This window comes from Saccharopolyspora erythraea NRRL 2338 (assembly GCF_000062885.1).
Classification (GTDB): Bacteria; Actinomycetota; Actinomycetes; order Mycobacteriales; family Pseudonocardiaceae; genus Saccharopolyspora_D; species Saccharopolyspora_D erythraea.
The window spans coordinates 4,676,307-4,700,787 of record NC_009142.1; the positions used below are offsets into that span (position 1 = coordinate 4,676,307).

21 protein-coding genes and 1 pseudogene are annotated in these 24,481 nt (G+C 73.0%); 11 read left to right on the forward strand and 11 right to left on the reverse strand.

What is annotated here, in order from left to right:
• Positions 1-493: 493 nt before the first annotated feature.
• A complete protein-coding gene (locus SACE_RS20395; protein WP_009946717.1) occupies positions 494-3,679 on the reverse strand; it encodes a bifunctional cytochrome P450/NADPH--P450 reductase in 3,186 nt (1,061 codons plus the stop codon).
• 134 nt (positions 3,680-3,813) lie between these two features.
• Here SACE_RS20395 and SACE_RS20400 point away from each other — a divergent pair, with 134 nt between their 5' ends.
• Positions 3,814-4,605, forward strand: a complete 792-nt coding sequence (locus SACE_RS20400; RefSeq protein WP_011874275.1) for a helix-turn-helix transcriptional regulator — start codon at positions 3,814-3,816, stop codon at positions 4,603-4,605.
• Positions 4,606-4,645: 40 nt separating this feature from the next.
• On the opposite strand, the gene SACE_RS20405 is transcribed toward SACE_RS20400, so the two are convergent.
• Positions 4,646-5,032: a hypothetical protein gene (locus tag SACE_RS20405; RefSeq protein ID WP_009949143.1), complete on the reverse strand. Its 387-nt coding sequence runs from the start codon at positions 5,030-5,032 to the stop codon at positions 4,646-4,648.
• Positions 5,033-5,243: 211 nt separating this feature from the next.
• Positions 5,244-5,438, reverse strand: coding sequence for a hypothetical protein (locus SACE_RS20410; protein WP_009949141.1), 195 nt, complete (start codon positions 5,436-5,438; stop codon positions 5,244-5,246).
• A gap of 231 nt (positions 5,439-5,669) precedes the next feature.
• Between SACE_RS20410 and SACE_RS20415 the strand changes: the two genes are divergently transcribed.
• From SACE_RS20415 to SACE_RS20425, 3 genes are all read left to right on the forward strand, one after another.
• On the forward strand, positions 5,670-6,632 hold the full coding sequence (locus tag SACE_RS20415) for a GlxA family transcriptional regulator (protein WP_009949140.1): 963 nt from the start codon (positions 5,670-5,672) through the stop codon (positions 6,630-6,632).
• A gap of 408 nt (positions 6,633-7,040) precedes the next feature.
• Positions 7,041-8,603 (forward strand): GMC family oxidoreductase, encoded by a 1,563-nt coding sequence (locus SACE_RS20420; protein WP_009949139.1) that lies wholly within the window; start codon positions 7,041-7,043, stop codon positions 8,601-8,603.
• A 203-nt stretch (positions 8,604-8,806) separates the two neighbouring features.
• A complete protein-coding gene (locus SACE_RS20425; RefSeq protein WP_009949137.1) occupies positions 8,807-10,591 on the forward strand; it encodes an elongation factor G in 1,785 nt (594 codons plus the stop codon).
• On the opposite strand, the pseudogene SACE_RS40215 reads toward SACE_RS20425, so the two are convergent.
• A pseudogene (locus SACE_RS40215) lies at positions 10,521-10,739 on the reverse strand (FAD-dependent oxidoreductase); the annotation flags it as partial. The gene SACE_RS20425 and the pseudogene SACE_RS40215 sit on opposite strands and share 71 nt — an antisense overlap.
• 91 nt (positions 10,740-10,830) lie before the next feature.
• Between SACE_RS40215 and SACE_RS20430 the strand changes: the two are divergent.
• The 3 genes from SACE_RS20430 to SACE_RS20440 are packed head-to-tail and all read left to right on the forward strand — an operon-like array spanning position 10,831 to position 14,650.
• Positions 10,831-12,198 (forward strand): TetR/AcrR family transcriptional regulator, encoded by a 1,368-nt coding sequence (locus SACE_RS20430; RefSeq protein WP_009949134.1) that lies wholly within the window; start codon positions 10,831-10,833, stop codon positions 12,196-12,198.
• Complete coding sequence (locus SACE_RS20435; RefSeq protein WP_009949133.1) at positions 12,195-13,856, forward strand: FAD-binding dehydrogenase; 1,662 nt, start codon at positions 12,195-12,197, stop codon at positions 13,854-13,856. Before SACE_RS20430 ends, SACE_RS20435 begins: the two co-directional genes overlap by 4 nt.
• On the forward strand, positions 13,853-14,650 hold the full coding sequence (locus SACE_RS20440; protein WP_009949132.1) for an SDR family NAD(P)-dependent oxidoreductase: 798 nt from the start codon (positions 13,853-13,855) through the stop codon (positions 14,648-14,650). Before SACE_RS20435 ends, SACE_RS20440 begins: the two co-directional genes overlap by 4 nt.
• A gap of 42 nt (positions 14,651-14,692) precedes the next feature.
• On the opposite strand, the gene SACE_RS20445 is transcribed toward SACE_RS20440, so the two are convergent.
• On the reverse strand, positions 14,693-15,460 hold the full coding sequence (locus tag SACE_RS20445; RefSeq protein WP_009949131.1) for a class I SAM-dependent methyltransferase: 768 nt from the start codon (positions 15,458-15,460) through the stop codon (positions 14,693-14,695).
• Positions 15,461-15,580: 120 nt separating this feature from the next.
• Between SACE_RS20445 and SACE_RS20450 the strand changes: the two genes are divergently transcribed.
• Positions 15,581-16,189, forward strand: coding sequence for a TetR/AcrR family transcriptional regulator (locus SACE_RS20450; RefSeq protein WP_011874278.1), 609 nt, complete (start codon positions 15,581-15,583; stop codon positions 16,187-16,189).
• Between the two features lie 67 nt (positions 16,190-16,256).
• Here SACE_RS20450 and SACE_RS20455 read toward each other — a convergent pair whose 3' ends face one another.
• The 4 genes from SACE_RS20455 to SACE_RS20470 all read right to left on the reverse strand — a co-directional run bounded on the left by SACE_RS20455 (position 16,257) and on the right by SACE_RS20470 (position 18,827).
• Positions 16,257-16,616, reverse strand: coding sequence for a hypothetical protein (locus tag SACE_RS20455; protein WP_009949128.1), 360 nt, complete (start codon positions 16,614-16,616; stop codon positions 16,257-16,259).
• A 197-nt stretch (positions 16,617-16,813) separates the two neighbouring features.
• Positions 16,814-17,662 carry an EamA family transporter gene (locus SACE_RS20460; RefSeq protein WP_009949127.1) on the reverse strand — a complete coding sequence of 283 codons (849 nt, stop codon included), beginning with the start codon at positions 17,660-17,662 and terminating at the stop codon, positions 16,814-16,816.
• Positions 17,655-18,200: a MarR family winged helix-turn-helix transcriptional regulator gene (locus SACE_RS20465; RefSeq protein WP_009949125.1), complete on the reverse strand. Its 546-nt coding sequence runs from the start codon at positions 18,198-18,200 to the stop codon at positions 17,655-17,657. The genes SACE_RS20460 and SACE_RS20465 overlap by 8 nt, the downstream gene beginning before the upstream one ends.
• Before the next feature lie 90 nt (positions 18,201-18,290).
• Positions 18,291-18,827 (reverse strand): DinB family protein, encoded by a 537-nt coding sequence (locus SACE_RS20470; protein ID WP_009949124.1) that lies wholly within the window; start codon positions 18,825-18,827, stop codon positions 18,291-18,293.
• A gap of 255 nt (positions 18,828-19,082) precedes the next feature.
• Between SACE_RS20470 and SACE_RS20475 the strand changes: the two genes are divergently transcribed.
• Positions 19,083-20,168, forward strand: coding sequence for an AI-2E family transporter (locus tag SACE_RS20475; protein ID WP_009949123.1), 1,086 nt, complete (start codon positions 19,083-19,085; stop codon positions 20,166-20,168).
• Between the two features lie 7 nt (positions 20,169-20,175).
• Here the strand turns inward: SACE_RS20475 and SACE_RS20480 are convergent, their stop codons facing one another.
• Positions 20,176-20,814 (reverse strand): GAP family protein, encoded by a 639-nt coding sequence (locus SACE_RS20480; protein ID WP_011874279.1) that lies wholly within the window; start codon positions 20,812-20,814, stop codon positions 20,176-20,178.
• A 189-nt stretch (positions 20,815-21,003) separates the two neighbouring features.
• Here SACE_RS20480 and SACE_RS20485 point away from each other — a divergent pair, with 189 nt between their 5' ends.
• Positions 21,004-21,639, forward strand: coding sequence for a DedA family protein (locus SACE_RS20485; protein WP_011874280.1), 636 nt, complete (start codon positions 21,004-21,006; stop codon positions 21,637-21,639).
• A gap of 10 nt (positions 21,640-21,649) precedes the next feature.
• Here the strand turns inward: SACE_RS20485 and SACE_RS20490 are convergent, their stop codons facing one another.
• On the reverse strand, positions 21,650-22,648 hold the full coding sequence (locus tag SACE_RS20490) for a phage baseplate protein (RefSeq protein ID WP_009949118.1): 999 nt from the start codon (positions 22,646-22,648) through the stop codon (positions 21,650-21,652).
• A 250-nt stretch (positions 22,649-22,898) separates the two neighbouring features.
• On the opposite strand from SACE_RS20490, the gene SACE_RS20495 reads away from it, so the two are divergent.
• A complete protein-coding gene (locus SACE_RS20495; protein ID WP_009949116.1) occupies positions 22,899-24,260 on the forward strand; it encodes a CoA transferase in 1,362 nt (453 codons plus the stop codon).
• Positions 24,261-24,481: the final 221 nt, after the last annotated feature.

The following is a 24,481-nucleotide window of genomic DNA, read 5'->3' on the forward strand; positions in this document are numbered from 1 at the left end:
ATGACTCACGGGTGGCCGGGCACCAGGACCAGTCGAATCGCGTCGCCGCCACTGCGCTGCAGGCGTTCGACCGCTTCAGCGGCGTCGGCGAGCGGGATGTGCGCGCTCACCGAGGGCGCCAGGTCGATCCGCCCGGTCGCTGCGAGGCGGACCAGGTCCTCGACGTGCTCCGGCGCCGATCCGAAGTGGCCGCGCCGCTGGTTGAGCTGGTAGCTGAACCTGGTTCCGCCGGGATGGTGACCGGCTCGGCACCGCGCCCTCGCCTTCGGCGCCGACCTCGCGCTCGCCCCCGCGGCGCCGGACTTCGATACAAGCGGTCCGGGAGGCGACCGACGGGCGCGGTCTCGACGCGGCGTTCGACTTCGCCGGCGTGCCCGCCGTCAGGGAGCGGGCCGCCGCCGTCCTCGGTCGCGCCGGTGCCCTGGTCCTGGTGGGGCTCACCGACCTGCGTCATCGTCGTCATCTTCGCTCCTGTCGCTCGTGCGTCGTGGGATCAGCCCGCGTAGACGTCTTCGACGTAGCAGCCTCCGGCGATCATCGCCTGCAGCCACTCATGCGCGGAGGCGTCGTCGGCGCCGGGCGTGCGCTCGCGGTAGATGCCGCGGAACGCCTCGCGCACGCCCGGCGCCATGTGGCGGCCGTCGCCGCAGACCAGGACCCGCGCGCCCGACTCGAGCAGCGCCCACACCTCGCCGGCCTCGGCGGCGATGCGGTGCTGGACGAAGCACTGCCCGCCGACCGGCGCCTCGTTGAAGGCGGGCCGCATCGCCACCGCGCCCGCCGACTCGGCCGCCCGCAGCTCCGCCGAGTGCAGGTAGTCGGCGTCGGGGGCGTCGCAGCCGAAGTAGCACAGCGCCGGAGCCTGCCGGGCGCCGTTGGCGACCCGCTCCCGCCGGTCGGCGATGACGCCGCGGAAGGGAGCGAGGCCGGTCCCGGCCGCGACCATGATCAGCGGCTCATCGGGCGCCACGCGGAAGTCCTCCCGGCACGGCTGCACGCGGGCCAGGACGGTGTCGCCCGGCCGCACCTCGCTCAGGTGGCGCGACCCGGCGCCCCGGAACTCCCCGCGCCCGGACCGGGCCGGTGCGCGCAGCACGGACACCATCAGGTCCACGTGCCGGGGGTCCACGGCCGGCGACGAGGAGACCGAGTACTGCCGGGGCCTCGTCGCAGGCAGCAGTTCGAGCAGAGCGGACCAGCTCAGCGCGTCGCGCAACGCCGGGTGGTCCTCGATGAGATCCCACAGCGTCCGGTGGTCCGCCGTCCCCGAGCGCGCTTCCTCGGCCAGACCGCGCAGCGCGGCCCGCTCCGGCGGGCACGGGTTGAGCGCCGCGAGCGCGTCGAGTCCGTCGGGGGTCGGCGGGTCCTGCAACTCGACGTGGTGGGACAGCAGCTCGCGGACCGTGAGCGACCGGTCGAAGGTGAGCCGCCCGGGACGCTTCGCCCTGATGTCGAGCACGGTGTCGAGGTCCACGCCCAGCACACCGGCCGCGCGTTCGACGAGCGCGGCGTCGTGCACCGGCAGCACCGCCAGGTGGTCCGCCGTCCGGTAGGCGGTGCCCTCCGGGAGCGCGAGGCGCACGAAGCGCTTGGTGCGCGGGTAGTCCGGCGCGGTGAGGTCGGCGACCTCGGTGACGGTCATCTCGACCATGCCGTGCCGTGCGGCGAGCGAGTCCAGCGCTCCGCCGGTCACCTCCGAGACGGTGTAGGCGGGCCCGTCCCCTTCCGGCGCGGCGGCCACCGCGTCGGGATCGCCGCTGCGTTCCAGCAGCGCGGTCTCCAGCGCCGCGCTGAACCGGCGCACCGCACCGGCCAGGTCGCCCGAGGCGTCGGCTTCGCCGCGCTCGAGGATCCGGGTGCCGCCGAGCTCGGCGAGCCGGGCGTCGATGCGCGTGGGCACGTGCTGGTAGGTCGCCGCCCAGTTGCGGTCGCCGACGCCGAGCACGGCGAAGTCGACGCCGTCGGCGGCACCCGGCTCGGCCTCGTCGAGCCACCGCGAGAACGACACCGCGTCGTCGGTCGGCCGGCCGTTGTAGGACGCGGCGACCACGATCACGGGCCGGTCGGACGGCAGATTCCCGGCGTACTCGTCGAGCGGGGCGACCGCCGTGTCGCAGCCGAGCTCTCCGGCCGCCAGGGCGAGCTGAGCCGCGAAATCGCGGCAGGTCCCGTAGTTGGAACCGTGCAGGAGCAGGAGTCCCGTGCCCGGCAGGACGCGGCCGGGCCGCCGGGCGGCGTCGGCGGGCTCACCGGGCGCCGCGGAAGGGAGTCCTACCGGCAACGCGAGCCGGTTGGTGACCCGGTCTGCGGCGGTGCGCGCACGCACGGCGAGTGTCAGCCCCTCCGGCTTGAGCGTCAGGGTTTCCTTGACCTTCAACCGGTAGCCGGCGTGGTCGACGAGCCGGTAGCGGTGCGCCAGCATCGCCAGCACCATGGTCGCCTCGTCTAGCGCGAACTGCCGTCCGATGCACGCGCGTTCTCCGGTGCCGAACGGCTTGAAGGCGTGCGGGCCGCGTGCCGCCTCGGCTTCCGGGGCGAAGCGCGCGGGATCGAACAGCTCCGGGTTGTCGCCCCGCACCGGGCTGCGGTGCAGCATCGGGATGAGCACGGCCGCCGCCTCCCCCGCGCGCATCGGGATCCGGCCGCCGAGCACGGTGTCGTGGCGGGCCTGGCGGCCGAAGGCGGGCGCCGACGGCCACAGCCGCAGCGTCTCGTTGAGGACCTGCCGGGTGTAGGTCAGCCGCCCGATGTCCTCGAAGGACGGCTCCGGGTCCGGGCTGTCGCCCCACAGCTCGTCGGCCTCGCGCTGGACCAGCCGCAGCACCGTCGGGTTCTTCGCGAGGTAGTGCAGGGCGAACGACAGGGTGCCCGAGGTCGTCTCGTGGCCGGCGATCAGGAAGGTGATGATCTGGTTGCGGATGTTGGCCGCGTCCAGCGTGGTGCCGTCGGCGGGGTGCCTGGCGCCGAGCATGAGGCCGAGCAGGTCCTCCCCCGAGGTGTCCCCCTCGGCCGCCCGCGTGTTGATCACCTCGTCGACCACCGAGGCCAGGTAGCGCGCGTCGGCGCGGAAGGCCTCGTCGCGCTCGCTGTGGTCGGTTCCCGGCACCCGGCTCAGCCGGGTCATGCTCCAGTCCAGGCACCGCACCATGGCGCCGACGAAGGGGTGCGGCTCGGCGCGGCCGAAAGAACCGAAGTCGAAACCGAAGCCGGCCAGGCCGATGGTGTCCAGCGTCATCCGGGTCATGTCGTCGGGCACGTCGACCGGCGCCGACGCCGCGGCGGCGCGGTCCCAGGAGTCCAGCAGCCGCCGGGCCACCCGCAGCATCACCGGGTGGTAGGTGCGCATCGATCCCAGTGCGAAGGCGGGCATCAGGATGTCGTGCGCCTTCGCCCAGTTGAATTCGTCGTTGTAGGCGGTGAACAGGCCGTCGGCGGCGAACTCCCGCACGTTCTCCAGCGCCGGACCGACGGCCTTGGCGAACCGCTGCTCGTCGGACAGCTCCGCCACCAGGTCGACGTCGCTGACCAGCAGGCTCTGGAACTCGCGGGTGCGGCGCCGGAACACCGGGCCGTGCCGCCGGGCCAGCTCCATCGCCTGCTGGGTGGGCGTGGCGGTGAGCCCGGTGCCGGAGACGTCGGCGACGGGGACGTCGTCGTGGTGGAGCGGGGTCTGGGTCATGCGGTGCCTTCCGCGGTTCGGGTGGTCGGTCGCCGCCTCCGGTCGGCGGCGGCTGCCTCCACGGTTCCGCGCCGGAAGGGGCGCGCAGGGGCCGATCACTACACGAACCTGTAGTACTCTGCGGCGCCGCGGCCTTGCGCCCCGGACCTCGACGTGGCAGGTGGTGGACGAGCGATGGGCACCGAGCCGAGCGGGCGCGGCGAAGCGAGCCCGGTGCGTCCGCGCGGAGTGAGCGCGGCGGTCCCGCGCCGGGCCTGCGCGGCGGTACGGCGCCGGGCCTGCGCGGCGGCGATGCCGCGGTCGCGTGGCGCAACCGCGCCGTCCTGCTGTTCGACCACCTGCCGATGCCGATGGCGGTGTGCGACACCGACGGCGTCTTCCTGCTCGCCAACCCCGCCATGGCGGCCGAGTGGGCGACGCTGCCGGGGCGGCTGCACGGGCAGAACGCGCTGGACCTGTTCCGCCCCAGGGAGACGACCCAGCTGCACCCGATCGTCGAGGCGGTGCGGCTGCGGCGGCGCTCGCGCTACCCGGTCGAGGTGCTGTGGACGACGGCCGACGGTGTGCGCCGCCACGGCGAGCTGGTCGTCGACGTCGTCGGCGAGGCTCCCGACGCCCAGGCCGCGCTGCTGGTCTTCCTGCACGTGCTCGGGGACGTGGAGCAGCCCGCGGAAGCCGAGGGCGGTGACGCCCGGGTCAGTCCGGTCGAGGCCAGGATCCTCGCGCTGGTCGCGGGCGGCGGCACCACCGCGCAGGTGGCCAAGGCGGTCGGCATGACCGCCGACGGGGTCAACTACCACCTGCAACGGCTGTCCCGGCGCTGGGGCTCGCCGAACCGGACCGCGCTGGTCGCCCGCGCCTACGTGCTGGGCGTGCTGCGGCCACGCGCCTGGCCACCGGGACCCGGTACCGCCGCCGCACCATGACCCGGCTCAGCGCCCGCTCCCATGCGCGCGGCCGGCGGTCTCATCCCGATTCGTCCTCGCGACGGGTGCTGTCCTGGATGTGCTGCGCCTCGGCCCAGTAGCTGTCGGCGTCGGACGCCGCGGCGTTGAGGACCTGGTGCAGGTGCCGGAGGTGCTCCACGGCCCGGTCCAGCGCCTCCTGCGGGTGGTCGTGCAGGGCGTCGCGGTACAGGCGCTCGCGATCGGTGTCGTCGAACAGGTCCACCAGGCTGCGGGTGAAGTAGTCGAGGCTGCTCAGGACACCCAGCAGCGCGGAGCCGTAGGCGGGCCAGTCGGGCCGCCGCAGCGATGCCGTGCTCAGCCCGCTCGCGGCCTGGTCGAGCGCCTCGCGGGCCTGGTAGACGCTCTCCAGCGGGTGCTTCGCCGGCGTGCTGGCGTTCTCGTACATCCCGCGACCTCCCGCTCATGCCCGGCCGGTGGTCGGCCGGTGGCGGCCGGGCCCTTCGGCCGGACCGGGACCGCCGCACCGAGCACGACTCCTCGGCGAGCCACGTCTGCTTCCCGACATCCTCACAGCCCCGCCGCGACTCCGCCCGGTCGCGACGGCGACAGCCCGCCGGGCGTCGCGGCACCCGGCGGGCTGGGCTGCACGGCGGTGGTCACGCCGAGGGCGGCAGCACGCCCCCGCGCAGCTCCCAGCGCCTGGTGACGACGTTGCGGACCCAGTGCAGCTCGGCTTCCTGCTCCCACGGCCGCAGCGACGCGTGGTACTGGTCCCACAACCGGTTCTGGGTGGCGATGAAGCGGCGGAAGGCGCCCCGCCTGCGCTGCGGGGTCGGCGTGAGCGTGTTCATGGCGGTCACCCCTCGGAGGTGCTGGTGGCTCTGGGTTCTGTTTCGTGAGCGGCGTCAGCCGCTTGCGGTGTGGGCCTCAGCTCGTTCCGCCACCCGCCCCGCTAGGCAGACCACTTCAGGAGCATTTCTGGGCGGCCGGCTCATGGCACTCAGTGTGCGAGGCACCAAATCCCGCCAACAGTGGCGCTCACGCCGTTGTGCTGCAAAATCCTGCCAGCTACCGTTGGGGGCATGCTGCGATCCGTCTCGGCGGTCGTGATGCAGGGTGTCGCCCCCTTCGAGCTGGGCGTGATCTGCGAGGTCTTCGGCGTCGACCGCACCGGTGACGGCGTGCCGCCGTTCGACTTCCGCATCTGCGGCGAAAGCGCCGGAGAGCCCGTGCGCACAACGACCGGCATGAGCGTCGTTCCCGACCACGGGTTCGAAGGCCTGCGGGGTGCCGACGTGGTGGCCGTGCCCGCGGGCACCCTGCGCGACACCTATCCGCCCCGCCTGCTCGACGCGCTGCGCGACGCCGCGGCCGACGGCGCCACGCTGCTCTCGGTCTGCACGGGCGCGTTCGTGCTCGGCGCGGCCGGACTGCTCGACGGGCGCCGCTGCACGACGCACTGGTACCAGGCCGACGCGTTCCGGCGCCGGTTCCCGGCGGCCCTGCTCGACCCGGACGTGCTCTACGTCGACGACGGCGACATCGTGACCAGCGCGGGCACCGCGGCGGGCATCGACGCGTGCCTGCACCTGGTGCGCCGCGAGCTCGGCTCCCGGATCACCGGCCGGATCGCGCGCCGCATGGTGGTGCCGCCGCAGCGCGACGGCGGGCAGCGCCAGTTCATCGACGTGCCCACGCCGGAGCACCCCGGCGACAGCCTGCAACCGCTGCTGGACTGGATGGGCGACCGGCTCGCCGAGGACCACACCGTGGCCGACCTGGCGCGGCAGGCGCGCATGTCCGAGCGCACCTTCGCCCGGCGCTTCGTCGCCGAGACCGGCACCACGCCGAGCCGCTGGCTGGCGACCCAGCGCGTGCTCTACGCCCGGCGGCTGCTGGAGGACACCCAGCACGGCATCGAGCAGATCGCCCGCGACTGCGGCTTCGGCACCGCCGCGCTGCTGCGCCACCACTTCCGCCGCGTCGTCGGGGTCACCCCGACCGACTACCGGCGCACGTTCTCCCAGAAGCGCGCCGCCGCTTGATCGTCCACTGAGGACTAGTACCGGGCTTCCGAAAACGGCTTGCCCGCTCGTGCCCCGGCCGCTAACGTCCGGCTCGTGGGTACGCCGATCAGCGACAGGTCCTGAGCGAGCCCACCGGCGTCCGCGCCGGTGGGCGACTTCGGCCTACCCGGAAAACCCGGCTTCGCCGACCTCGCTCGCAGAACTGCCCACTTCTCGGGGCGCTTGCCCCCTCCTCTGAACCGGCGGCCTGATACCGCCGCGCGCCCACACGGGCTCGGCGGACGCCTCGCGCCGCGCGGACGAGCGGGTCGCGCGGCGCGTCGATGCCGAGGATCTTCCGGACCGGCCGACAGCACCACTCGCATTCGACGGGGATGGCGACTCCCTATTCCTCATCTCCGGATGGTCATCGGAAGGAAGATTCAAGTGCACAACGGTTGGGACATGATCGTGGTCGGAGCCGGGTCCGCGGGCGCGGCCCTGGCCGCGCGTTCGGCCGCGCTGGGCAAACGGGTCCTGCTGCTGGAAGCGGGACCCGACTACCCGTCCGCCGCGATGCCCGAGGTCTGGCGGTCACCGAACCCGCTGCGCGCCCTGCTCGACCCGGCGGTCAGCGCTCGACTGCTCCAGCAGGGGCTGTGGACGCGGCGCACCGAGAAGCAGGACCCGGCGCCGTACTCACAGGGCCGTGGCGTGGGCGGCAGCTCGTCGGTGAACGGCCAGATCGCCATCCGGCCGCCGGTGGAGGACTTCGAGGACTGGGCGCGAGCCGGCTGCGACGGCTGGTCGCCGCGGGACGTGCTGCCGTACTTCGCCAGGCTGGAGGACGACCGGCAGTTCGGTGACGAGCCGTACCACGGGCGCGGAGGGCCGATCCCGATCCACCGGACGCCGCGCGCGGAGTGGGGCTCGGTGGACGTAGCGATGTTCGAAGCCGCGACGGCCGCAGCGTACGGCTGGGAACCGGACGTCAACGCCCCCGGTGCCACCGGGATCTCGCCCTATCCCGTCAACTCCCGCGATGGCAGGCGGGTGTCGACCAACGACGGCTACCTCGAACCCGCGCGGACTCTGGCAGGCCTGACGATCCGGGGCGACGCCTTGGCCGACCAGGTCCTGTTCGCCGGCAGCCGGGCTGTCGGCGTGCGGGTCATCGCCGGCGGCGCGGTCGTCGAGGAGCACGCCGACCGGGTCGTGCTGTGCGCGGGCGCCGCCCATTCGCCGGCGATCCTGATGCGCTCCGGCATCGGCCCGGCGGGCGAGCTGCGCTCGCTCGGTGTCGAGGTCCGCCAGGACCTCCCGGTAGGCCGCGGCATCCAGGACCACCCGCTCATCCTCGCCGGGCTGCCGCTGAACGCGGAGTCGGCGGTGCGCAGCCCGGACTTGCGCTACACGAACGTCTGCATTCGCTACACCAGCGATGACCCGGCGGCGCGGCCCGACGACATGATGCTGGTGGCGTGCAACCAGAACGTGCTGTCGCTGGCCACCGCCGACGTCCGCTTCGGCGCCGGGGCGTTCCTGGTGTGGCTCAACCAGGCCCATTCCCGGGGAGCGCTGACCCTGACGTCGGCCGACCCGGCGGCGCAGCCGGTGCTGGACCAGCGCATGCTCGCCGACCCGCGTGACCTCTCGCGGATGCGGGCCGGCGTGCGGACGCTGGTCGAACTGGCGCGCGGTCCGCACGCGGCCGCGATCACCCACGGCTCACCGGACGCGGTCAACGCCGCGCTGCTGGCGGTCGTCGACGACGACGCGGCGCTGGACGCCCACCTGCTCGCCACGGCGGTGGACGGCCAGCACCTGACCAGCAGCTGCCGCATGGGCGACCCCGCGGCCCCGGACACCGTGGTCGACCCGCGTTGCCGGGTGCTGGGCGTCGAGGGGCTGCACGTGGTCGACGCGTCGATCTTCCCGTCGTGCCCGCGCGCGAACACCAACCTGGCCACCATCATGGCCGGAGAGCTGATGGCCGACCGGATCGACTGACCCGGGCTGTCGAGGACGCGCGAGCCGGCCGGAACACGACCGGCCCGCGCGTCCCACGCACGGCCGCGGAAAACCTGTTGCCGTGCTACGGGGTCCGCAGCAGAATCGTCCGCACCAGTCGTCCACCGAGGAGAAGCACATGCGAGCAGCGTTCGTGTCCACCCGAGAGGAACCCACCTCCCACCAGAAGGACATGACGCCGCATGCGCACCCTGAACCTCGGAATCCTCGCCCATGTCGACGCCGGTAAGACCAGCCTGACCGAGCGGCTGCTGCACTCCGCCGGAGTCGTCGACGAGGTCGGCAACGTCGACGACGGCAGCACGCGGACCGACTCCACCGCGCTGGAACGGCAGCGGGGCATCACCATCAGGTCGGCCGTGGTGTCCTTCGTCGTCGGCGACGTCGCGGTCAACCTGATCGACACGCCGGGCCACCCCGACTTCATCGCGGAAGTGGAACGCGCGCTCGGCGTGCTCGACGGAGCCGTGCTGGTGATCTCGGCGGTGGAGGGCGTGCAGGCGCAGACGCGACTGCTCATGCGCACCCTGCGACGGCTGCGGATTCCCACGCTGGTGTTCGTGAACAAGATCGACCGCGAGGGGGCGCGGCACGAAGACCTGCTGCGCGACATCACCGCAAAGGTGGCGCGCGGGAGCATTCCGATGGGAACGCCCATCGACCTGGGAACTCCCGCCGCACGCTACGCGTCCTTCGGTCCCTCGAACCGGAACTTCGCCGCGGCCCTGCTGGAACTGCTCGCCGAGCACGACGATGCGTTGCTGGCCGCCTACGTCGACGGCAAGCCGGAGGTTTCCCACTCGCGGCTGCGGCGCGAGCTCGCGGCGCAGACATCGCGGATGCTGGTGCACCCGGTCTTCTTCGGCTCGGCGATCACGGGTGCGGGCGTCGAGGACCTCATGTCGGGGCTGGCGGAGCTGCTGCCCGCGTCCCGCGGTAATGCGGACGGCCCCGTGTCCGGCACGGTGTTCAAGGCCGAGCGCGAACCGGGCGGGAACAAGGTCGCCCACGTGCGCATGTTCTCCGGGACGGTGCGCGTGCGGGAGGCGGTGCGCATCCGCGGCCAGGAGCACAAGGTGACCGCGATCCACGTGTTCGACCGCGGGTCCGCCGTGCGACGGCGGACGGTGACCGCGGGCCGCCTCGCACGGCTTTGCGGTCTCGGCGACGTGCGGATCGGGGACGCGATCGGCGTGCCGCGCGCGACCGCCGGAGAACACCACTTCTCGCCGCCGACGCTGGAGTCGGTCGTGCTCGCGCGCCGTCCCTCGGACGGCCCCGCCCTGCACACCGCGCTCGGCCTGCTGGCCGAACAGGACCCGCTGATCGGTCTGCGCCACGACGGCCCGCGCGGGGAGCTTTCGGTCTCGCTCTACGGAGAAGTGCAGAAGCAGGTCATCCAGGCGACGCTGGCCGACGAGCACGGCATCGACGTGACTTTCCGCGAAACCACGACCATCTGCGTCGGGCGGCCCGCTGGCACCGGTTCGGCGGTCGAGGTGATCGGCGAGGACACGAACCCGTTCCTGGCGACTGTCGGGCTGCGGGTCGATCCCGCGGAGGCGGGCACCGGCGTCGAGTTCGGGCTGGCGGTCGAGCTGGGCTCGCTGCCACTGGCCTTCGTCAAGGCCGAGGAGGAGACCGTGCGGGAGACGCTTTCGCAAGGGCTGTGCGGCTGGCAGGTTACCGACTGCGTCGTCACCATGACCCGCAGCGGTTACTGGGCACGGCAAAGCCACTCCGGCGGGGTGTTCGACAAGAACATGTCGAGCACCGCGGGCGACTTCCGCAACCTGACTCCGCGGGGACGGCGCGCGGAGCCACGTGCAGTGCCGAGTCCGCGTTGCGCAGCTTGCGCAGGCCGTCCAGGGCGAGACCGGCCTCCGGCAGCGGGCCGGCCTGCGCCGGGTTCACCCAGCCGGCGTTGCCGTGCGGAGCCCCGGCATCGGGGTGCGCGGCTTCGCTGACGGTGCCCCGCACGCCCCTGCGGTTCAGCTGGTGGGCGACGCAGAGCCCGGCGATGCCGGCTCCCACGACGAGGACGTGCTCGCGTGTTCGGGACATCGTCGAACCTCCTCCGCCGCGGGCGGATCCGCCGACGCGGACCTCGGTCATCCTCCCCGCGCCGGTGCCGGAACTTCCAGGGCGGTCACTCGACTGCCGAGCACTCCCTTAGTGAACCGATGTGCACTAAGCTGGCGAGCTGATGACCCGAACCCGGCTCAACCCGTCCGACCGCCGCGACCAACTCCTGCGCATCGGCGCCCGGCTCTTCGCGGAGCGGCCCTACGACGACGTCCAGATCGAGGAGATCGCCGCCCGCGCCGGCGTCTCACGCGGGCTGATGTACCGCTATTTCGCCACCAAGCGGGAACTGTTCCGCGCCGTCGTCGGCCGGGCGAGCGAGCGCGTCGCGGAGGGGACCGCGCTCGAGGCAAGCGGGACCGCGCCCGGCACCGCCACACCGGAGGAGCGGCTCACCGCCCAGGTCGAGATGTTCCTCGACCTGTTCGACACCGACGCCGACCTGATGCGCGCGCTGCACGCGGGCACCGCATCGGCCGACGAGGAGGTGCGGCGGATCATCGCCCAGGGCGCACGACGTCACGAAGACCACGTGCTCGACGTCCTCGAGCAACTGGGATCGGCGCGGACCGCCGCGCTGCGGGCGGCGGTGCGGAGCTGGATCGTCATGGCCCGCGCGGGCGCCCTGGACCGGCTGGACAACCTCGACATCTCGCGCGGCGAACTCCGGGAGATCTGCTTGCGCGGCCTGCTCGCGCTGACGGGAACGCGTGCCGGCGCGGCATCGGCCGTCGGCAACACCTCGACCCAGGCGTCGCCGATCCAGGCCTCGGGTCTTGCGGATACAACGATGTATCGAATACGTTCCCGCAGCGAGGTGAGCGACATGGCGACGGCGACGACCCCTCTCGGCGATGCCGGGCCCGCGGCTGCGGAGCCCGCGCCGGTGACCGCGCGCCGCGCCCGCACGCGGCAGCGCCTGCTCGACGCCGCGCTGGATGTGTTCGCCGAGCAGGGCTTCGGCCGCACGACGATCGAGCAGGTCTGCGACCGGGCGGGTTACTCGCGCGGCGCCTTCTACTCCAACTTCTCCTCGCTGGACGAGCTGTTCCTCGCGATGTGGGAGCAGCGCTCCGACCGCATGCTCGCCGGCCTGCGCGCCGCCTTCGCCGACACCTCCGCAGAGAGTCCGGAGGAAGCGCTGCGCACCGCGCTGGCCGCTATCCCGGTCGACGACGCCTGGTACCGCGTGACGGCCGAGTTCACCGCGCACGCGTTGCGCAACCCGCCGCTGCGCCGGGTCATGGCCGCGCGGGAGAAGTCCATCCAGGACACCGTCCTGCCGATCGTCGCGGGCGCCCTGCGGCGGTCCGGACGCCGCGTCACCGACGAGACCGCCCTGGGATACGCGCTGGTGGCCGTGCACGACGGCACCACCGTGCAGGTCCTGGTGGAGCCAGACGACCGCGAGGTGCGCGTGCGGCGCGAGGAGCTGTTCCGCCGCGTGCTCGACGCCTACAGCGAGCCGACCACGGAGGAGAACCGATGACCGACCATGCCGACGTGATCGTGGTGGGAGCGGGCCTGGCCGGCCTGGTCGCGACCTACGAGCTGGCCCGCGCCGGGCGCCGGGTCCTGGTGCTGGACCAGGAGAACGAGGCCAACCTCGGCGGTCAGGCCTTCTGGTCGCTGGGCGGTCTGTTCCTGGTCGACAGCCCCGAGCAGCGGCGCATGGGCATCCGGGACTCCTACGACCTCGCGCTCGCCGACTGGCTCGGTTCGGCGGGCTTCGACCGGGAACGCGAGGACCGCTGGCCGCGCCGGTGGGCCGAGGCCTACGTGGGGTTCGCCGCCGGGGAGAAGCGCCGGTACCTGCACGACCTCGGGCTGCGGGTCACACCGATGGTCGGCTGGGCCGAACGCGGCGCGGGCAGCGCGACCGGGCACGGCAACTCGGTGCCCCGGTTCCACATCACCTGGGGCACCGGTCCGGAGGTCGTGCGGGTGTTCCGGGAGCCGGTGCTCGCCGCGGCCGCGCGCGGACTGGTGGAGTTCCGCCACCGCCACCGCGTCGACGAGCTCGTCGTCGAGAACGGTACGGCGGTCGGCGTTCGCGGCACGGTGCTCGCGCCCTCGTCGCTGCCGCGCGGCGCGGCGTCGTCGCGGGAGGCCGCCGGGGAGTTCGAGCTGCGCGCCCAAGCGGTGGTCGTGACCTCCGGGGGCATCGGCGGCAACCCCGCACTGGTGCGCGAAAGCTGGCCCGCCGCCCGGCTGGGGCCGGCGCCGAAGTCGATGATCACCGGAGTTCCCGCGCACGTCGACGGGCGGATGCTGGGGATCAGCCGGGACGCGGGGGCCTCGGTGGTCAACTCCGACCGCATGTGGCACTACACCGAGGGGATCAGGAACTGGGACCCGGTCTGGCCGGACCACGCGATCCGGATCATCCCGGGCCCGTCGTCGCTGTGGCTGGACGCGACCGGGCGCCGGCTGCCCGCGCCGCTGTTCCCCGGCCACGACACGCTCGCCACGATGCGCCACATCCTCGGCACCGGCCACGACCACACCTGGTTCGTGCTGACCCGCGCCATCGTGGAGAAGGAGTTCGCGCTGTCGGGCTCCGAGCAGAACCCCGACCTCACCGGCAAGGACCTCAGGCTCGTGCTGTCGAGGGTGAAGAAGGGCGCCCCCGGGCCCGTGCAGGCGTTCCTCGACCACGGTGAGGACTTCGTGGTGCGCCCGACGCTGCGCGAGCTGGTCGACGGCATGAACGCGGTCGCCCCCGATCCGGGGCTGGAACTCAAGCAGGTCAGACGCGAGGTGGTGGCGCGCGACCGCGGGGTCGGCAACGCCTACGCCAAGGACCTGCAGCTCATGACGGTGAAGAACGCGCGTTCGTACTGGCCGGACAAGCTCACCCGGGTCGCCCGGCCGCACCGCCTGCTCGACCCCGCGCAGGGCCCGCTGATCGCGGTGCGGCTGCACCTGCTCACCCGCAAGACCCTCGGCGGCCTGGAGACGAACCTCGACTCGCAGGTCGTCCGCCCGGACGGATCGGTCTTCGACGGGCTGTACGCGGCGGGCGAGGTCGCCGGGTTCGGCGGCGGCGGTGTGCACGGCTACAACGCGCTGGAGGGCACCTTCCTCGGCGGGTGCATCTTCTCGGGGCGGGCGGCCGGGCGCGCGCTGGCGAAGGACCTGGCGTGAGCCGCAGGGCGCTCGTCACGGGCGCGTCGTCGGGGATCGGTGCGGCGGTGGCCGCGGCGCTGGTGGAGCGCGGCTACCGGGTGACCGGCACCAGCCGCGATCCCGCGGCGGTCGAGAACCCGGTGCCGGGTGTGGACCACCTCCCGCTCGACCTCACCGACGACGCCTCCATCGAGGCGTGCGCCGCGGCGGCGGGCGAGGTCGACGTGCTGGTCAACAACGCGGGCGAGAGCCAGAGCGGGCCGTTCGAGGAACTGCCCGCGGCGGCGATCCAGCGGGTGTTCCAGCTCAACGTGTTCGGTGCCGTGCGGCTGACGCAGTTGCTGCTACCGGGAATGCGCGCTCGCGGGCGTGGCCGCGTGGTCGTGGTCGGCTCGATGCCGGCGAGCTTCCCGCTGGCGTTCCGGTCGTCGTACGTGGCGTCGAAGGCGGCGATCAAGGGCTTCGCGAGTGCCGCCCGGCGCGAGCTGTCGCCGTACGGGATCGCGGTCACCACCGTCGAACCGGGGGCGGCCCGCACCGGGATCAGCCAGCGGCGGACGCAGTACATCGTGGACGGTTCGGCGTTCACCGACGAGTACCGCGCGATGGCGACCGCGCTGGATGCCAACGAGCGCAACGGGATCCCCGCTTCGAAGGTGGCGGCGACCGTCGTGCGCGCGGTCGAGTCGGCGCGTCCGAAACCGCACTACGCGGTGGGCAGCAACGCACCGGTCGTGTTCGCCGTGCGCCGCGTGCTGCCTCGGACCTTCGTCGAGCGCATGGTTTCCCGGCGCCACGGCCTGAGGCCGTGATGCCGCCGTGGTTCGCGAGCCGCAACGGACGGCCGAATCCGTTCAGGCTCGGCGGTTCCGCTCCGCGGTGACCGCAACCGCGGTGCAGTCCATCGTGAAGCCGCGGCCGATCGCGTCGACAGCGGCCCCGACCTCCTCCAGCACCTGCGCCACCAGGTCCGGCGGGAGCCGGGTGAGGCTGCCGAAACTGGGGAGAAGATCCAGCCACTCGTCCCGGGTGCAGGACCACTCCCAGTCGAAGCTCCACTGCTCGGGTGCGCTGAACGCGCCTGCCCGCCTGATGCCTTCGGCGGCCTTGGTGAACAGCGCCTGGTAGCCGTTCACCGCCTTCTTCGGCCCTGCCGTGCGGTGCCACGGCAAGTCGGGCCCGACCCGGCGGCAGGCCGAATCGAAAGCGTTCGCGACCTCCGGCGGGCTGTCGAACACCTGCCAGAACGCCGCCAGCAGTCCTCCGGGCCGCAACACCGCCGCCGCCTTGGCCGCGCCCGCGACCGGATCGACCCAGTGCCAGGCCTGTCCGGCGATGACCGCGTCGAACTCCCGCCCGGCGGGGTCCCACGCTTCGAACGCCGCCACCTCGACCTCGACTCCGGTGCCGCGCGCGAAGTCAGCCATCCGCGCGTCGGGTTCGACGCCGAGAACCTCGCCGCCGGCGGCCTGGAACTGCCGGGCCTGGATGCCGGTGCCGCAGCCGACGTCGAGGACACGGGGGCCGGGGGCTGCGCCGACGACGGCCGCGACCAGGGCTTCGGGGTAGCGAGGCCGGGTCCGGTCGTAGCGTTCGGGATCGGTGCCGAACGACTCCGCCACCTCCCGGTGCCGATGAGGCTCGTCCTCGGGAGTGCGGGCGCGGTCCGACGGTAAAGTGGGCATGCGCCCACTTTAGTGGGCAACTGCCCACTCGTCGATCTCCGGAAGGAGCCGGGAGCGATGCCGACAGGGGTGCACATCCGCGACGCCCGCGAGCAGCTTTTCGACGCCGCCGAACGCGTCCTGCTCCGGGACGGGCCGCACGCGCTCACCAGCCGCGCCGTCACCGCGGAGGCGGGATGCGCCAAAGGCGTGCTGCACCGGCACTTCACCGACTTCGACGACTTCCTCGCCGAGCTCGTCCTCGACCGGATCGGGCGGATCGAGGGTCAGGGGGCGAGCCTGCGCGAGGCCGCCGGGACAGGCACGATCGTCGGCAACCTCACCGACGCGCTGACGTCCGTGTTCGAGTCGGTCGCCGTTGCGATCGTCGGTCTGGTCACCTTCCGGGACGACCTGCGAGCCCGGCTGCGGCAGACCAGGCCGGCCGGTGGCATCCCGGTCCTGAAGGAGGCCACGTCCGCGATGGCGTCCTACCTCACCGCCGAGCGCGACCGAGGTCGCATCGCGGCGGACGCCGACGTCGGTACGCTCGCCCCCACGCTGATCGGCGCCGCGCACCTGCTGTTCGCCGATCGGGAAAGCGGGCCGCCGGAGGCCGAGGCCCTCCGCAGAGTCGTGACCACGGTCCTCGCCGGCGTGGACCAGGAAACGCCGCAGGGCACCTGAGACACCAGAAGGCCATCCCGCTCGTCGTCCACTGCGGACGGACGGGTGTCGCCGCGTTCTGAGCCGCTCAGATCACCTTCGAGAGTCCGGCGCACGAGAGTTCGAGGGTCTCCAGACCCGAATCCGCGTCGCCGGACCCGTCCACGGCGCCGTTCCACTGCACTGGGACGACGTCCTCCAGCGTCCAGCAGGCCAGCGGAGCCCGCTCCGGTCCGAGCATCGTGATCTCGCCGCCCTCGGTCCCGGGCTCGTCGCTCCCGCCGTCGTCCATCCAGGCCGACACCACCGCGGCGTGGCGGGTCCACGGACGGCTCAGGACGATGGCGCCGGACTCGGGACCGGACTCCAGTCCCCGGCAGCCGGTGAACACGCCGAGGTCGTGAGCGCCGATGACGACCTGGAAGAGCCCCTCGCTGCTGTCGGACACGGCTGCCTCCTCCTGGCGCACCGGGGCGTGGCGGTGCTGGCGACGCGGGGCGCCCTGGGAACGGAGTCTGCGGGGCGCGGTGGACCTCCTCAACCCGGAACCAGTGCTTTCACACCCGCGAGCGCTCTCGCCCGCTCTTGAGCTCGATCATCGGCCGTCCTCTCCCGCCACCGTTCGAGCCCGCTCCGGAAGCCTGTTCAGGGCAGGGAGATCAGCGCCACCGCCGACGCCGCGCACAGCAGCCCGGCGAGGCGGGCGCGGGTCAGCCGCTCACCGAGCACGACCAACCCCAGCAGCACCGGGATGGCCGGGTACAGGGCCGTGAGCACGACCGCGACCGAGAGCAGCTGCTCGCGTGCGGCCAGGGTGAACAGCACGATGGCCAGGCTCCCCAACGCGCCGGCCGCCACGGCGCCGCAGGCGACGGCGGGCCGCAGCCGCAGCCGCACCGGACGGCGCAGCACCAGCGGCAGGATCGCCAGCACCGACGCCGCGCGGCTGGCCACCACGGGCCACAACCCGGCAGCGGGGTCCACCTGCGCCAACGCGATGAACTGCAGGGCGAAGCCACCGCCCGCGACCAGTGCGTCCCGCACACCGGCTGCGATCCGGCTCGCGCCGCCACCTCCGCCATCGGAGTCCGACCGGGAGACGAGCCAGAGCGCGGGCGCGGCGGCGGCGATCCCGCACCACGTCAACGCCTCGGGGCGGTCACCCAGCAGGGCGACGCCGACCAGCACCGGCAGCGCGACCGCGGCGACATCGCTCAACGGCGCCACGACGCTGAAGGCACCGGCGCTCATCGCCCGGTAGAGGAACACCACGCCCACACCTGTGCCGACCCCGGAAAGCGAGCCCCACAGCAGCGCCGCCGGGCTCACCTCGGTCGCCGCGACCCACGGGGCAGCACCGAGGACCAGCACCGTTCCGCCCGCCTGCGCGACCAACGCCACGGCCGCGCTGTCGGCCCGGCGCGCGAGCAGCCCGCCGAGGAAGTGCGTGCTGCCGAAGCACAGCGCCGACAGCAGGGCGAGCACCTCACCCATCGCCGCGCGCTTCCCGGGCGCGGTGCTCCCGGTCGGCCCGCCCCACCGGGCAGACGGCTCCGCGGGCGACGCACGAACCCCGGTCGCACAGCCGGCAGAGCCGCTCGGCGTCGCCGGGGCGGTGGTACAGCCCGGCGAGCAGCTTGGTGAGCAACTGCTCCAACTGCTCGCGCTCCGCACGGTCGAACGCGTCCACCACCTCGCCGAGCGCGCTCCCACGGGCACCGAGCAGGCCGCCGGCGGTCTCCCGCCCGGCGTCGGTGAGCCGCACCGCCACCGCCTTGCCCCAGGTGGCCTCGCGGCGCACCAGGCCGTGCTTCTCCAGGGCGTCGACCATGCGGGCGGCCGCCGACTGGCTCAGCCCGACGCGGCGCCCCAGCTCGGTCACGCTCAGCCCCGCCGCGTCGGCCAGGACCACCAGCGCGGCGGCGCCGCTCGCACTGGTGCCTGCCGCGGCCGTCGCACCGGCCAGGAGCCGGTCGCTGACCGCCAGCGCCGCCGCCCCGAGCAGGTTCGCCAGTCGACCGCTTTCATGCATGAGTCATGCATAACATCCTGGACCTGCTATTACAAGACGTGAACGACTGCGGGAGGGGCTAGCGGCGCTGTGGCCGCCAGCGCCCTTGCGTCAGGACGGCAGAGCAGGCCCCGCCCGGTACAGGTCCCTCAGCAGCGCCACCTCGGCACCGTGGTGCACGGTCTCCCTGGTGATGTGCAGGACCAGCGTGATGTAGGGGTGGTCCGCCCACGGCCCTTCCGCTTCGCCGACCGGCGAGGCGAGCGCCGCCTCATCGAGCCCGAGCACCCCTTCGCGCCACGCGCGGTAGTTCGTCTCGAGCATGGCCAGGGCGGTGGCCGCATCACCGGGCCACCGCGCGGAGGCGAGCGTCAGCGAACCGTCACCGAAGTGGGCGCTGGCGCGGATGCCGAAGACCTGGACTGCGATGTGGGCCAGCCGCCAGGCGATGGTGGTGATCGGGGGCGGCTCCGGCACCGGCCACGCCCAGTCGATCACGAACGTGCCGTCGTCCTGCTCGCGCACGCTCCAGCAGCCCTCGACCGGCTCCCAGAAGTACTCGTCGTCGGTCAGCCCGTCGAGCCGGGGCCACAGGTGGTGCTCCCAGTAGAAGTCGAGCTGGCCGAGCAGCTCGTGGCGCCAGTTCATCACGCCTCCTCGACGGTGCGGGATGCCTACGGCCGCCGCGAGCGCACCGTCGAGGCCCCAGGACACCGCTCGCCCGGCGCCCGCGATGCTCCCACGGCGGAGGAGCGCCGTGCCTCTTCCGGTGGCACGAGCGGGTGATTCACCTCCGCGACGAGTGCCGCCGTTTGAGCGCAACCGGGTGTGCACCCGGCGCGGGCGGCGGTGCTCCAGCGCGCACGCCGCGCGCGTTGCCGCTCCAGCTCTTACGTTGACCGGGTGGCGATTGGTTCCACCGACCCGGTCGAGCCGGGCGGCAACCAGCTCCCGAGAGCGCTGACCGTGCTGCTCGGGATGGCGGCGGTCGTCGTGGTCGTGGGCGGGATGCGGGCGGCCGCGTGGCTGATCGCGCCGACCTTCCTGGCGCTGGTCATCGTCATCGCCACGAACCCGGTGCCGGTGTGGCTGGTCGGCAAGGGCGTGCCGCGCTGGCTGGCCACCGCCGCGCTGGTCGTGCTGGTGTACGCGGTGCTGATCACCTTCGCCGTGGTGGTGCTGCTGTCGATCGCCCGCCTGGCCACGATCCTGCCCCAGTACGCCTCGCGGGCCGACGCGCTCCTGGCCGGGCTTACTCACGAGCTGGCGCGGTTCGGCATCGGCCCGGAACAGGTGAAGAACGCGGCGGGGAAGGTCGACTTCGGCAAGCTGACCGGCGTCGTCGGCTCGCTGCTGTCCGGTGTGGCCAGTGTGGGCACCAACCTGGTGTTCCTGCTGGCGCTGCTGCTGTTCATCAGCGTCGAGACCGGTGCCGTGGGCACGCGGATGGCCATGGTCGCCGACGGCCATCCCGAAGCGGCCCGGGCGCTGCGCGAGTTCACCCTCGGTACGCGCAGCTACCTGGTGGTCTCCACGGTGTTCGGCGGGATCGTCGCGGTGCTGGACGTGATCGCGCTGCTGCTGCTCGGTGTGCCGCTGCCGATCCTGTGGGGGCTGCTGGCGTTCGTGACCAACTACATCCCCACCATCGGTTTCGTCCTCGGCGTGATACCTCCGGCGCTGCTCGCGCTCCTGCAGGGCGGGTGGAAGCTGGCGGTCACGGTCGTGGTGGTCTACTGCGTGCTGAACTTCGTGATCCAGAGCATCATCCAGCCGCGCTTCGTCGGTGACGCGGTCGGACTGTCGGTGACGGTGACGCTGCTGTCGCTGGTGTTCTGGACGTGGGTCATCGGCGCGCTCGGGGCGATCCTGGCCATCCCGCTGACCCTGCTGGCCAAGGCGGTGCTGGTCGACTGCGACCCCAACGCCCGCTGGGCCGGCGCGTTCCTGGTGTCCGACCGGGTCAGCCGCACCCGCATCGAGAGCTAGCCGGGCGCTACCCGCCGGAGAGCACGAGTGCGATGAAGATGCCGCAGACGACGATGTTGATGAGCCAGCTGTTGCTGTTCATCCACTCCCGGACTTTCGGCATGGCGGTGACCGCCCGCCGGTGGAACAGCAGGTAGGCGATGAGCGGCAGCGCGGCGACCAGCACGGTGAGCGCGATGAACGGCACGGCCGCGACCAGTCCCAGGTCGCGGTGCTCCAGGTTCGTGCCGACCGTCAGCATGATGATCACGTCCGACGGCATGGTCAGGATCAGCACGAGGCCGGTCTTGAACGCGGTCGCCGGTGACGCGGTCAGCAGGGTGCTGAGCCACTTCGGCGGCTTGGACGTGCTCCGCTGCACGTAGTTCTTGACCGCAAGCAGGATCAGCAGACCGACGAGGACGATCTGCACCACCTTGCCCACGACGCTCGCGGTATGGGACTCCCCGTCGATGTGCACGGCGTTGCCGAGCAGCGCGGCGAGCCCGCGCGCCACCGCGACGCCCGCGGTCGCGGCCACCGCCACGCCCAGCAGGAACGCCAGCGAGGAACGCACCGCTCGCTGCGAGGTGACCAGCACGATCGCCGACATGATCTGCGGGCCGGCCATCATCGTGATGGCCAGGGGCAGGATTTGCAGAGTCACGGCTTCCCCCCACGCCGCCGCGGTCAGTTCGCCGCACGGGTACCCCGCTCGGTGGACCGCCATGCTCGGCGGGCGTTCCGCTGGCGGCGCCCGTGCGCGGCGCGCATTGTGGTCGGACGCGGCCCGGCCGCGCGGCGTGCGGGCCGTCCCGCCCGCCGGTGAGGAACCGCCACCGGGTGCGAGGTGCCGATGGTGCGAACGTCAGTTCCCGCGCTGTTCGCCTCGTGGCCCGACTCGCCCGCACCACCCGGCGAGCGCTTCGGGCTCTGGGCGTACTTCCTGCTGTTCGTGCTCGTGCTGCTCTCGTCGGCCGGCGTGCCGTTCATCGGCACGGTGTCGGTGGGAGGGGCGGCCGTGCTCGCCGCCCACGGCCACCTCGACCTGATCCCCGTCCTGGTCGTGTCCGTGCTCGGCAGCGAAGCTGGGGGGATCGTCGGCTACGGGATCGGGGCGCGGTGGGGCCGGCGCCTCCTGCTCCGCCCCGGGCGGGGGCTGGAAAAGCGGCAGAAGGTGCTCACGGAGGGGGAACGCCTCTACGCGAAGTGGGGCAGGCTGGCCGTGTTCGTCACCACCGCGATGATCTCCGGTGCCGCGAAGATGAAGTTCTCCCAGTTCGTCGTGTGGAACCTGATCACCTCGACCGCGTTCGTCCTGGCGGTCGGTCCGGCGTCCTACGGCGCGGGGCGGATCGTGAAGGGGGACCGCGACTCCACCAGCATCGGGCTGCTGGTCTTCGGGGTCGCGGTCGCGGTGGTGATCGTGTGGTACGCCGTGACCCGGCGGCGGCGCCGACGGGCGGCGCCGGCGCCGGAGCCGGGCAGTTGAGGGCGCGCGCTCAGACCAGCACGTTCTTGTAGAACAGGTTGCAGCGCCGGTCGCCGGCCGTGCCCGATGCGAACCCGAGGAACAGGCGGGGTTCGCCCGCCTCCGTCCGGTACACCGCCATCCCCTCCGGTTCGCGGTAGGTGAGGCTCTCCCCCGCCCTGGTGACGACCGGACCTTCGGCGATCTCGCCGGTGTTGATGTCGACGCTGGTCACGTGGGAGTTCAGCGTCGGGCTGGAGTCGTAGGACTCGCCGTCGAGCAGGTACAGGTACCGGCCGAAGGCGGTGTATCCCTGGAAGACCGGGGCCGGGGAGCCCAGCGAGGGCTGCGCGAAGTCCGCCAGTCTGGTGCCGAAGTCACCGGCCGAAGCCCTGGCCAGCTCGTACACCGCGAACCGCTTGGCACCGCCGCGGTGGTACCGGACGACGAGCCTGCCGTGGACGGGGTCCACCGCGCAGGTGTGCTCGGTGGCGTCGGCGACCGGCGTGAACTTCGCCAGCCCTGTCGAGGAGTTCGGCAGCGTCGTGCCGTTGCGGAACTGGAACCGTGCGAGCCGGCGCCCGTAACCGTTGGCGTTGGCGTCGACCTCGGTCCACAGGTAGGAGGCCGAGCCCACGGGCTCCGCGGCGATGGAGACTCCGTGGCCGAACCCCGTCAGGTACATGTACCCGAGCTGGTTGCCCGCGAAGTCCAATTGCGTCACGCACAGGTCGCCTGCCGCCGAGTCGGTGCCGTTCCTGCGTTGCACCACGAAGAGCCGCCGGTTGGCGTTGTCGAAGGTGAAGGACTGCTGCACCGTGTCGTCGCGCAACGTCTTGTGCCGGAACAGGTCGTGCGACGGCGCCCTGAGGTCGAACCGCTTCGACGCCGGTACGTCCGCCGCTCCGGCGCTCGGGCCCGCTGCCGCGGCGCCCGGGCCTGCCGCGGCACCGAGACCAGCGGCAGCGGCGAGTCCGGCACCTGCCCGCAGCAGGCCACGCCGGTTGAGTCGTTTGGAAGGCTCGGCCACTTCGTCGTCTCCTCGTTCTCGCCACGCCGTCCGCATCCGGACGGCGAGCGTGCGGAACCACCGGTGCTGGTGGAGATTGCTAGCTTCGCCACGCGCGATCAATACACCGAACGGCCACTTTCACGCGCGCGCGGTCGTCCGATGGAATCCGCGGCCAGCGCTCCACTCCCGACACCCGTCGTCTCCGCCGGTGGATGTCCCCCATGCGACGCATCTGGTGCCGGGCCCGTTCCCCGGGCAGCATCGGCATGTGGACGCTCTCCTCGCGGATGTGCTCACCGGTCTCGGGGTCGTCGACGGCGGTGCGGTGGAGCTGACCGGCGACCCGCGCCCCCACGTGCTCCGCTCGCCGCTGGACGTCTCAGGCTGTGCGGTCGCGTCGGTGGCCGCGTGCCTGACCGCGGCCGCCGAACTGGCGCACGTCCGGACCGGCCGCAGGCCCGAGGTCGCACTCGACACCGGTCACGTGGCGGCGGCGGTGCTCGGCGAAGCCCTGCTCCGCGACCCGAACGGGCAAGCGATCGCCGGGTTCGCGCCGCTCTCCCGGCTGTGGCCCGCGGCCGACGGCTGGGTCCGCACGCACGCCAACTACCCCTGGCACCGAGCGGCCCTGCTGGACGCGTTCGGGTTGCCCGACCGCGGCGACGCCGAGACGCCCTTGGCCGAAGCCATCGCGGCGCTACCAGCCCTGGAGGTCGAGCGCCGGGCCTACGACGCGGGCGGGCTCGCGGTCGCCGCGCGGACGGCGAGCGAGTGGTGTCGCAGCGACGGGGGCGGCGCGGTGGCGGACGTGCCGCTGGTGACCTTCGACGAGCCGGGAGCCCGCGTCCCGCTGGGCGCGGCGCCGGGCGCGTTGCCCGCCTCCGGGCTGCGGGTACTGGATCTGACCAGGGTGATCGCCGGGCCGGTCGGGACCCGCATGCTGGCGGCGCTCGGCGCCGACGTGCTGCGGGTCGACCCGCCGCACCGCCCGGAACTCCCGCTGCACGCCGTCGACGGCGTGATCGGCAAGGCCAGCACGGCGCTGGAAGCCACCGAGGACAGCGGTCAGCGCCTGCTGCACGCATTGGCCGACCAGGCCGACGTCCTGGTCACCGGTTATCGGCCCGGCGCGCTCCGAGCGCTCGGCCTGGAGCCGGAGCAGGTGGCCGAACGGCACCCTGGCACCGTCGTCGTCACCCTCTCGGCGTGGGGGACGAGCGGGCCGTGGGCCACCCGCCGCGGCTTCGACAGCCTGGTGCAGGTCGCCTCCGGCATCGGCTGGGCCACCAGCGCGGACGGCGACCGCCCGGGCGCGCTGCCCTGCCAGCTCCTCGACCACGCCACCGGCTACCTCGTCGCGGCCGGCGCGCTGGCCGCGCTCGCCGAACGAGCTCGCACCGGGCGGATCCGGCACGTGCGCCTGTCCCTGGCGCGCACCGCGCGATGGCTCCTCGACCAGGGTCTCCACGACGACGTTGCCGACGGTCGGCGCTGGGACCCCGACGGCTACCGGATCCCGCTCGGCGGCGGGTGGACCGGGATCGCTCCGCCCGGCCGGCTCGACGGCGCCCCGCTCAGGTGGCCGCACCTGCCGCCTCGCTACGCCCGAGCCATCCCCGCCTGGCCCTGACCGAACCGGTCTCCACCCACATCCACCCGCCTGTCACCCAACGATCGGGTGAATTCCGCGTGGCGGTCCGCATGCCCGGCACGCGACGCTACTCGTGGCTCGCGCCGGGCCCCGCCCGCCGAACCACGGCATCCGGCCTGCCCGCGGGTGTTGACGGCGCTCCGGCACGGCGGTCACTATTGCGCGATACGCAGCAGGGTGCGCAATAAGCAACACGAGTG

Excerpts from the sequence above, each read along its gene's own strand:
- SACE_RS20395 (WP_009946717.1), bottom strand. The coding sequence starts at position 3,679 with ATGACCCAGACCCCGCTCCACCACGACGACGTCCCCGTCGCCGACGTC.
- SACE_RS20405 (WP_009949143.1), bottom strand. The coding sequence starts at position 5,032 with ATGTACGAGAACGCCAGCACGCCGGCGAAGCACCCGCTGGAGAGCGTC.
- SACE_RS20410 (WP_009949141.1), bottom strand. The coding sequence starts at position 5,438 with ATGAACACGCTCACGCCGACCCCGCAGCGCAGGCGGGGCGCCTTCCGC.
- SACE_RS20415 (WP_009949140.1), top strand. The coding sequence starts at position 5,670 with ATGCTGCGATCCGTCTCGGCGGTCGTGATGCAGGGTGTCGCCCCCTTC.
- SACE_RS20425 (WP_009949137.1), top strand. The coding sequence starts at position 8,807 with ATGCGCACCCTGAACCTCGGAATCCTCGCCCATGTCGACGCCGGTAAG.
- SACE_RS20430 (WP_009949134.1), top strand. The coding sequence starts at position 10,831 with ATGACCCGAACCCGGCTCAACCCGTCCGACCGCCGCGACCAACTCCTG.
- SACE_RS20435 (WP_009949133.1), top strand. The coding sequence starts at position 12,195 with ATGACCGACCATGCCGACGTGATCGTGGTGGGAGCGGGCCTGGCCGGC.
- SACE_RS20450 (WP_011874278.1), top strand. The coding sequence starts at position 15,581 with ATGCCGACAGGGGTGCACATCCGCGACGCCCGCGAGCAGCTTTTCGAC.
- SACE_RS20460 (WP_009949127.1), bottom strand. The coding sequence starts at position 17,662 with ATGGGTGAGGTGCTCGCCCTGCTGTCGGCGCTGTGCTTCGGCAGCACG.
- SACE_RS20465 (WP_009949125.1), bottom strand. The coding sequence starts at position 18,200 with ATGCATGAAAGCGGTCGACTGGCGAACCTGCTCGGGGCGGCGGCGCTG.
- SACE_RS20470 (WP_009949124.1), bottom strand. The coding sequence starts at position 18,827 with ATGAACTGGCGCCACGAGCTGCTCGGCCAGCTCGACTTCTACTGGGAG.
- SACE_RS20485 (WP_011874280.1), top strand. The coding sequence starts at position 21,004 with ATGGTGCGAACGTCAGTTCCCGCGCTGTTCGCCTCGTGGCCCGACTCG.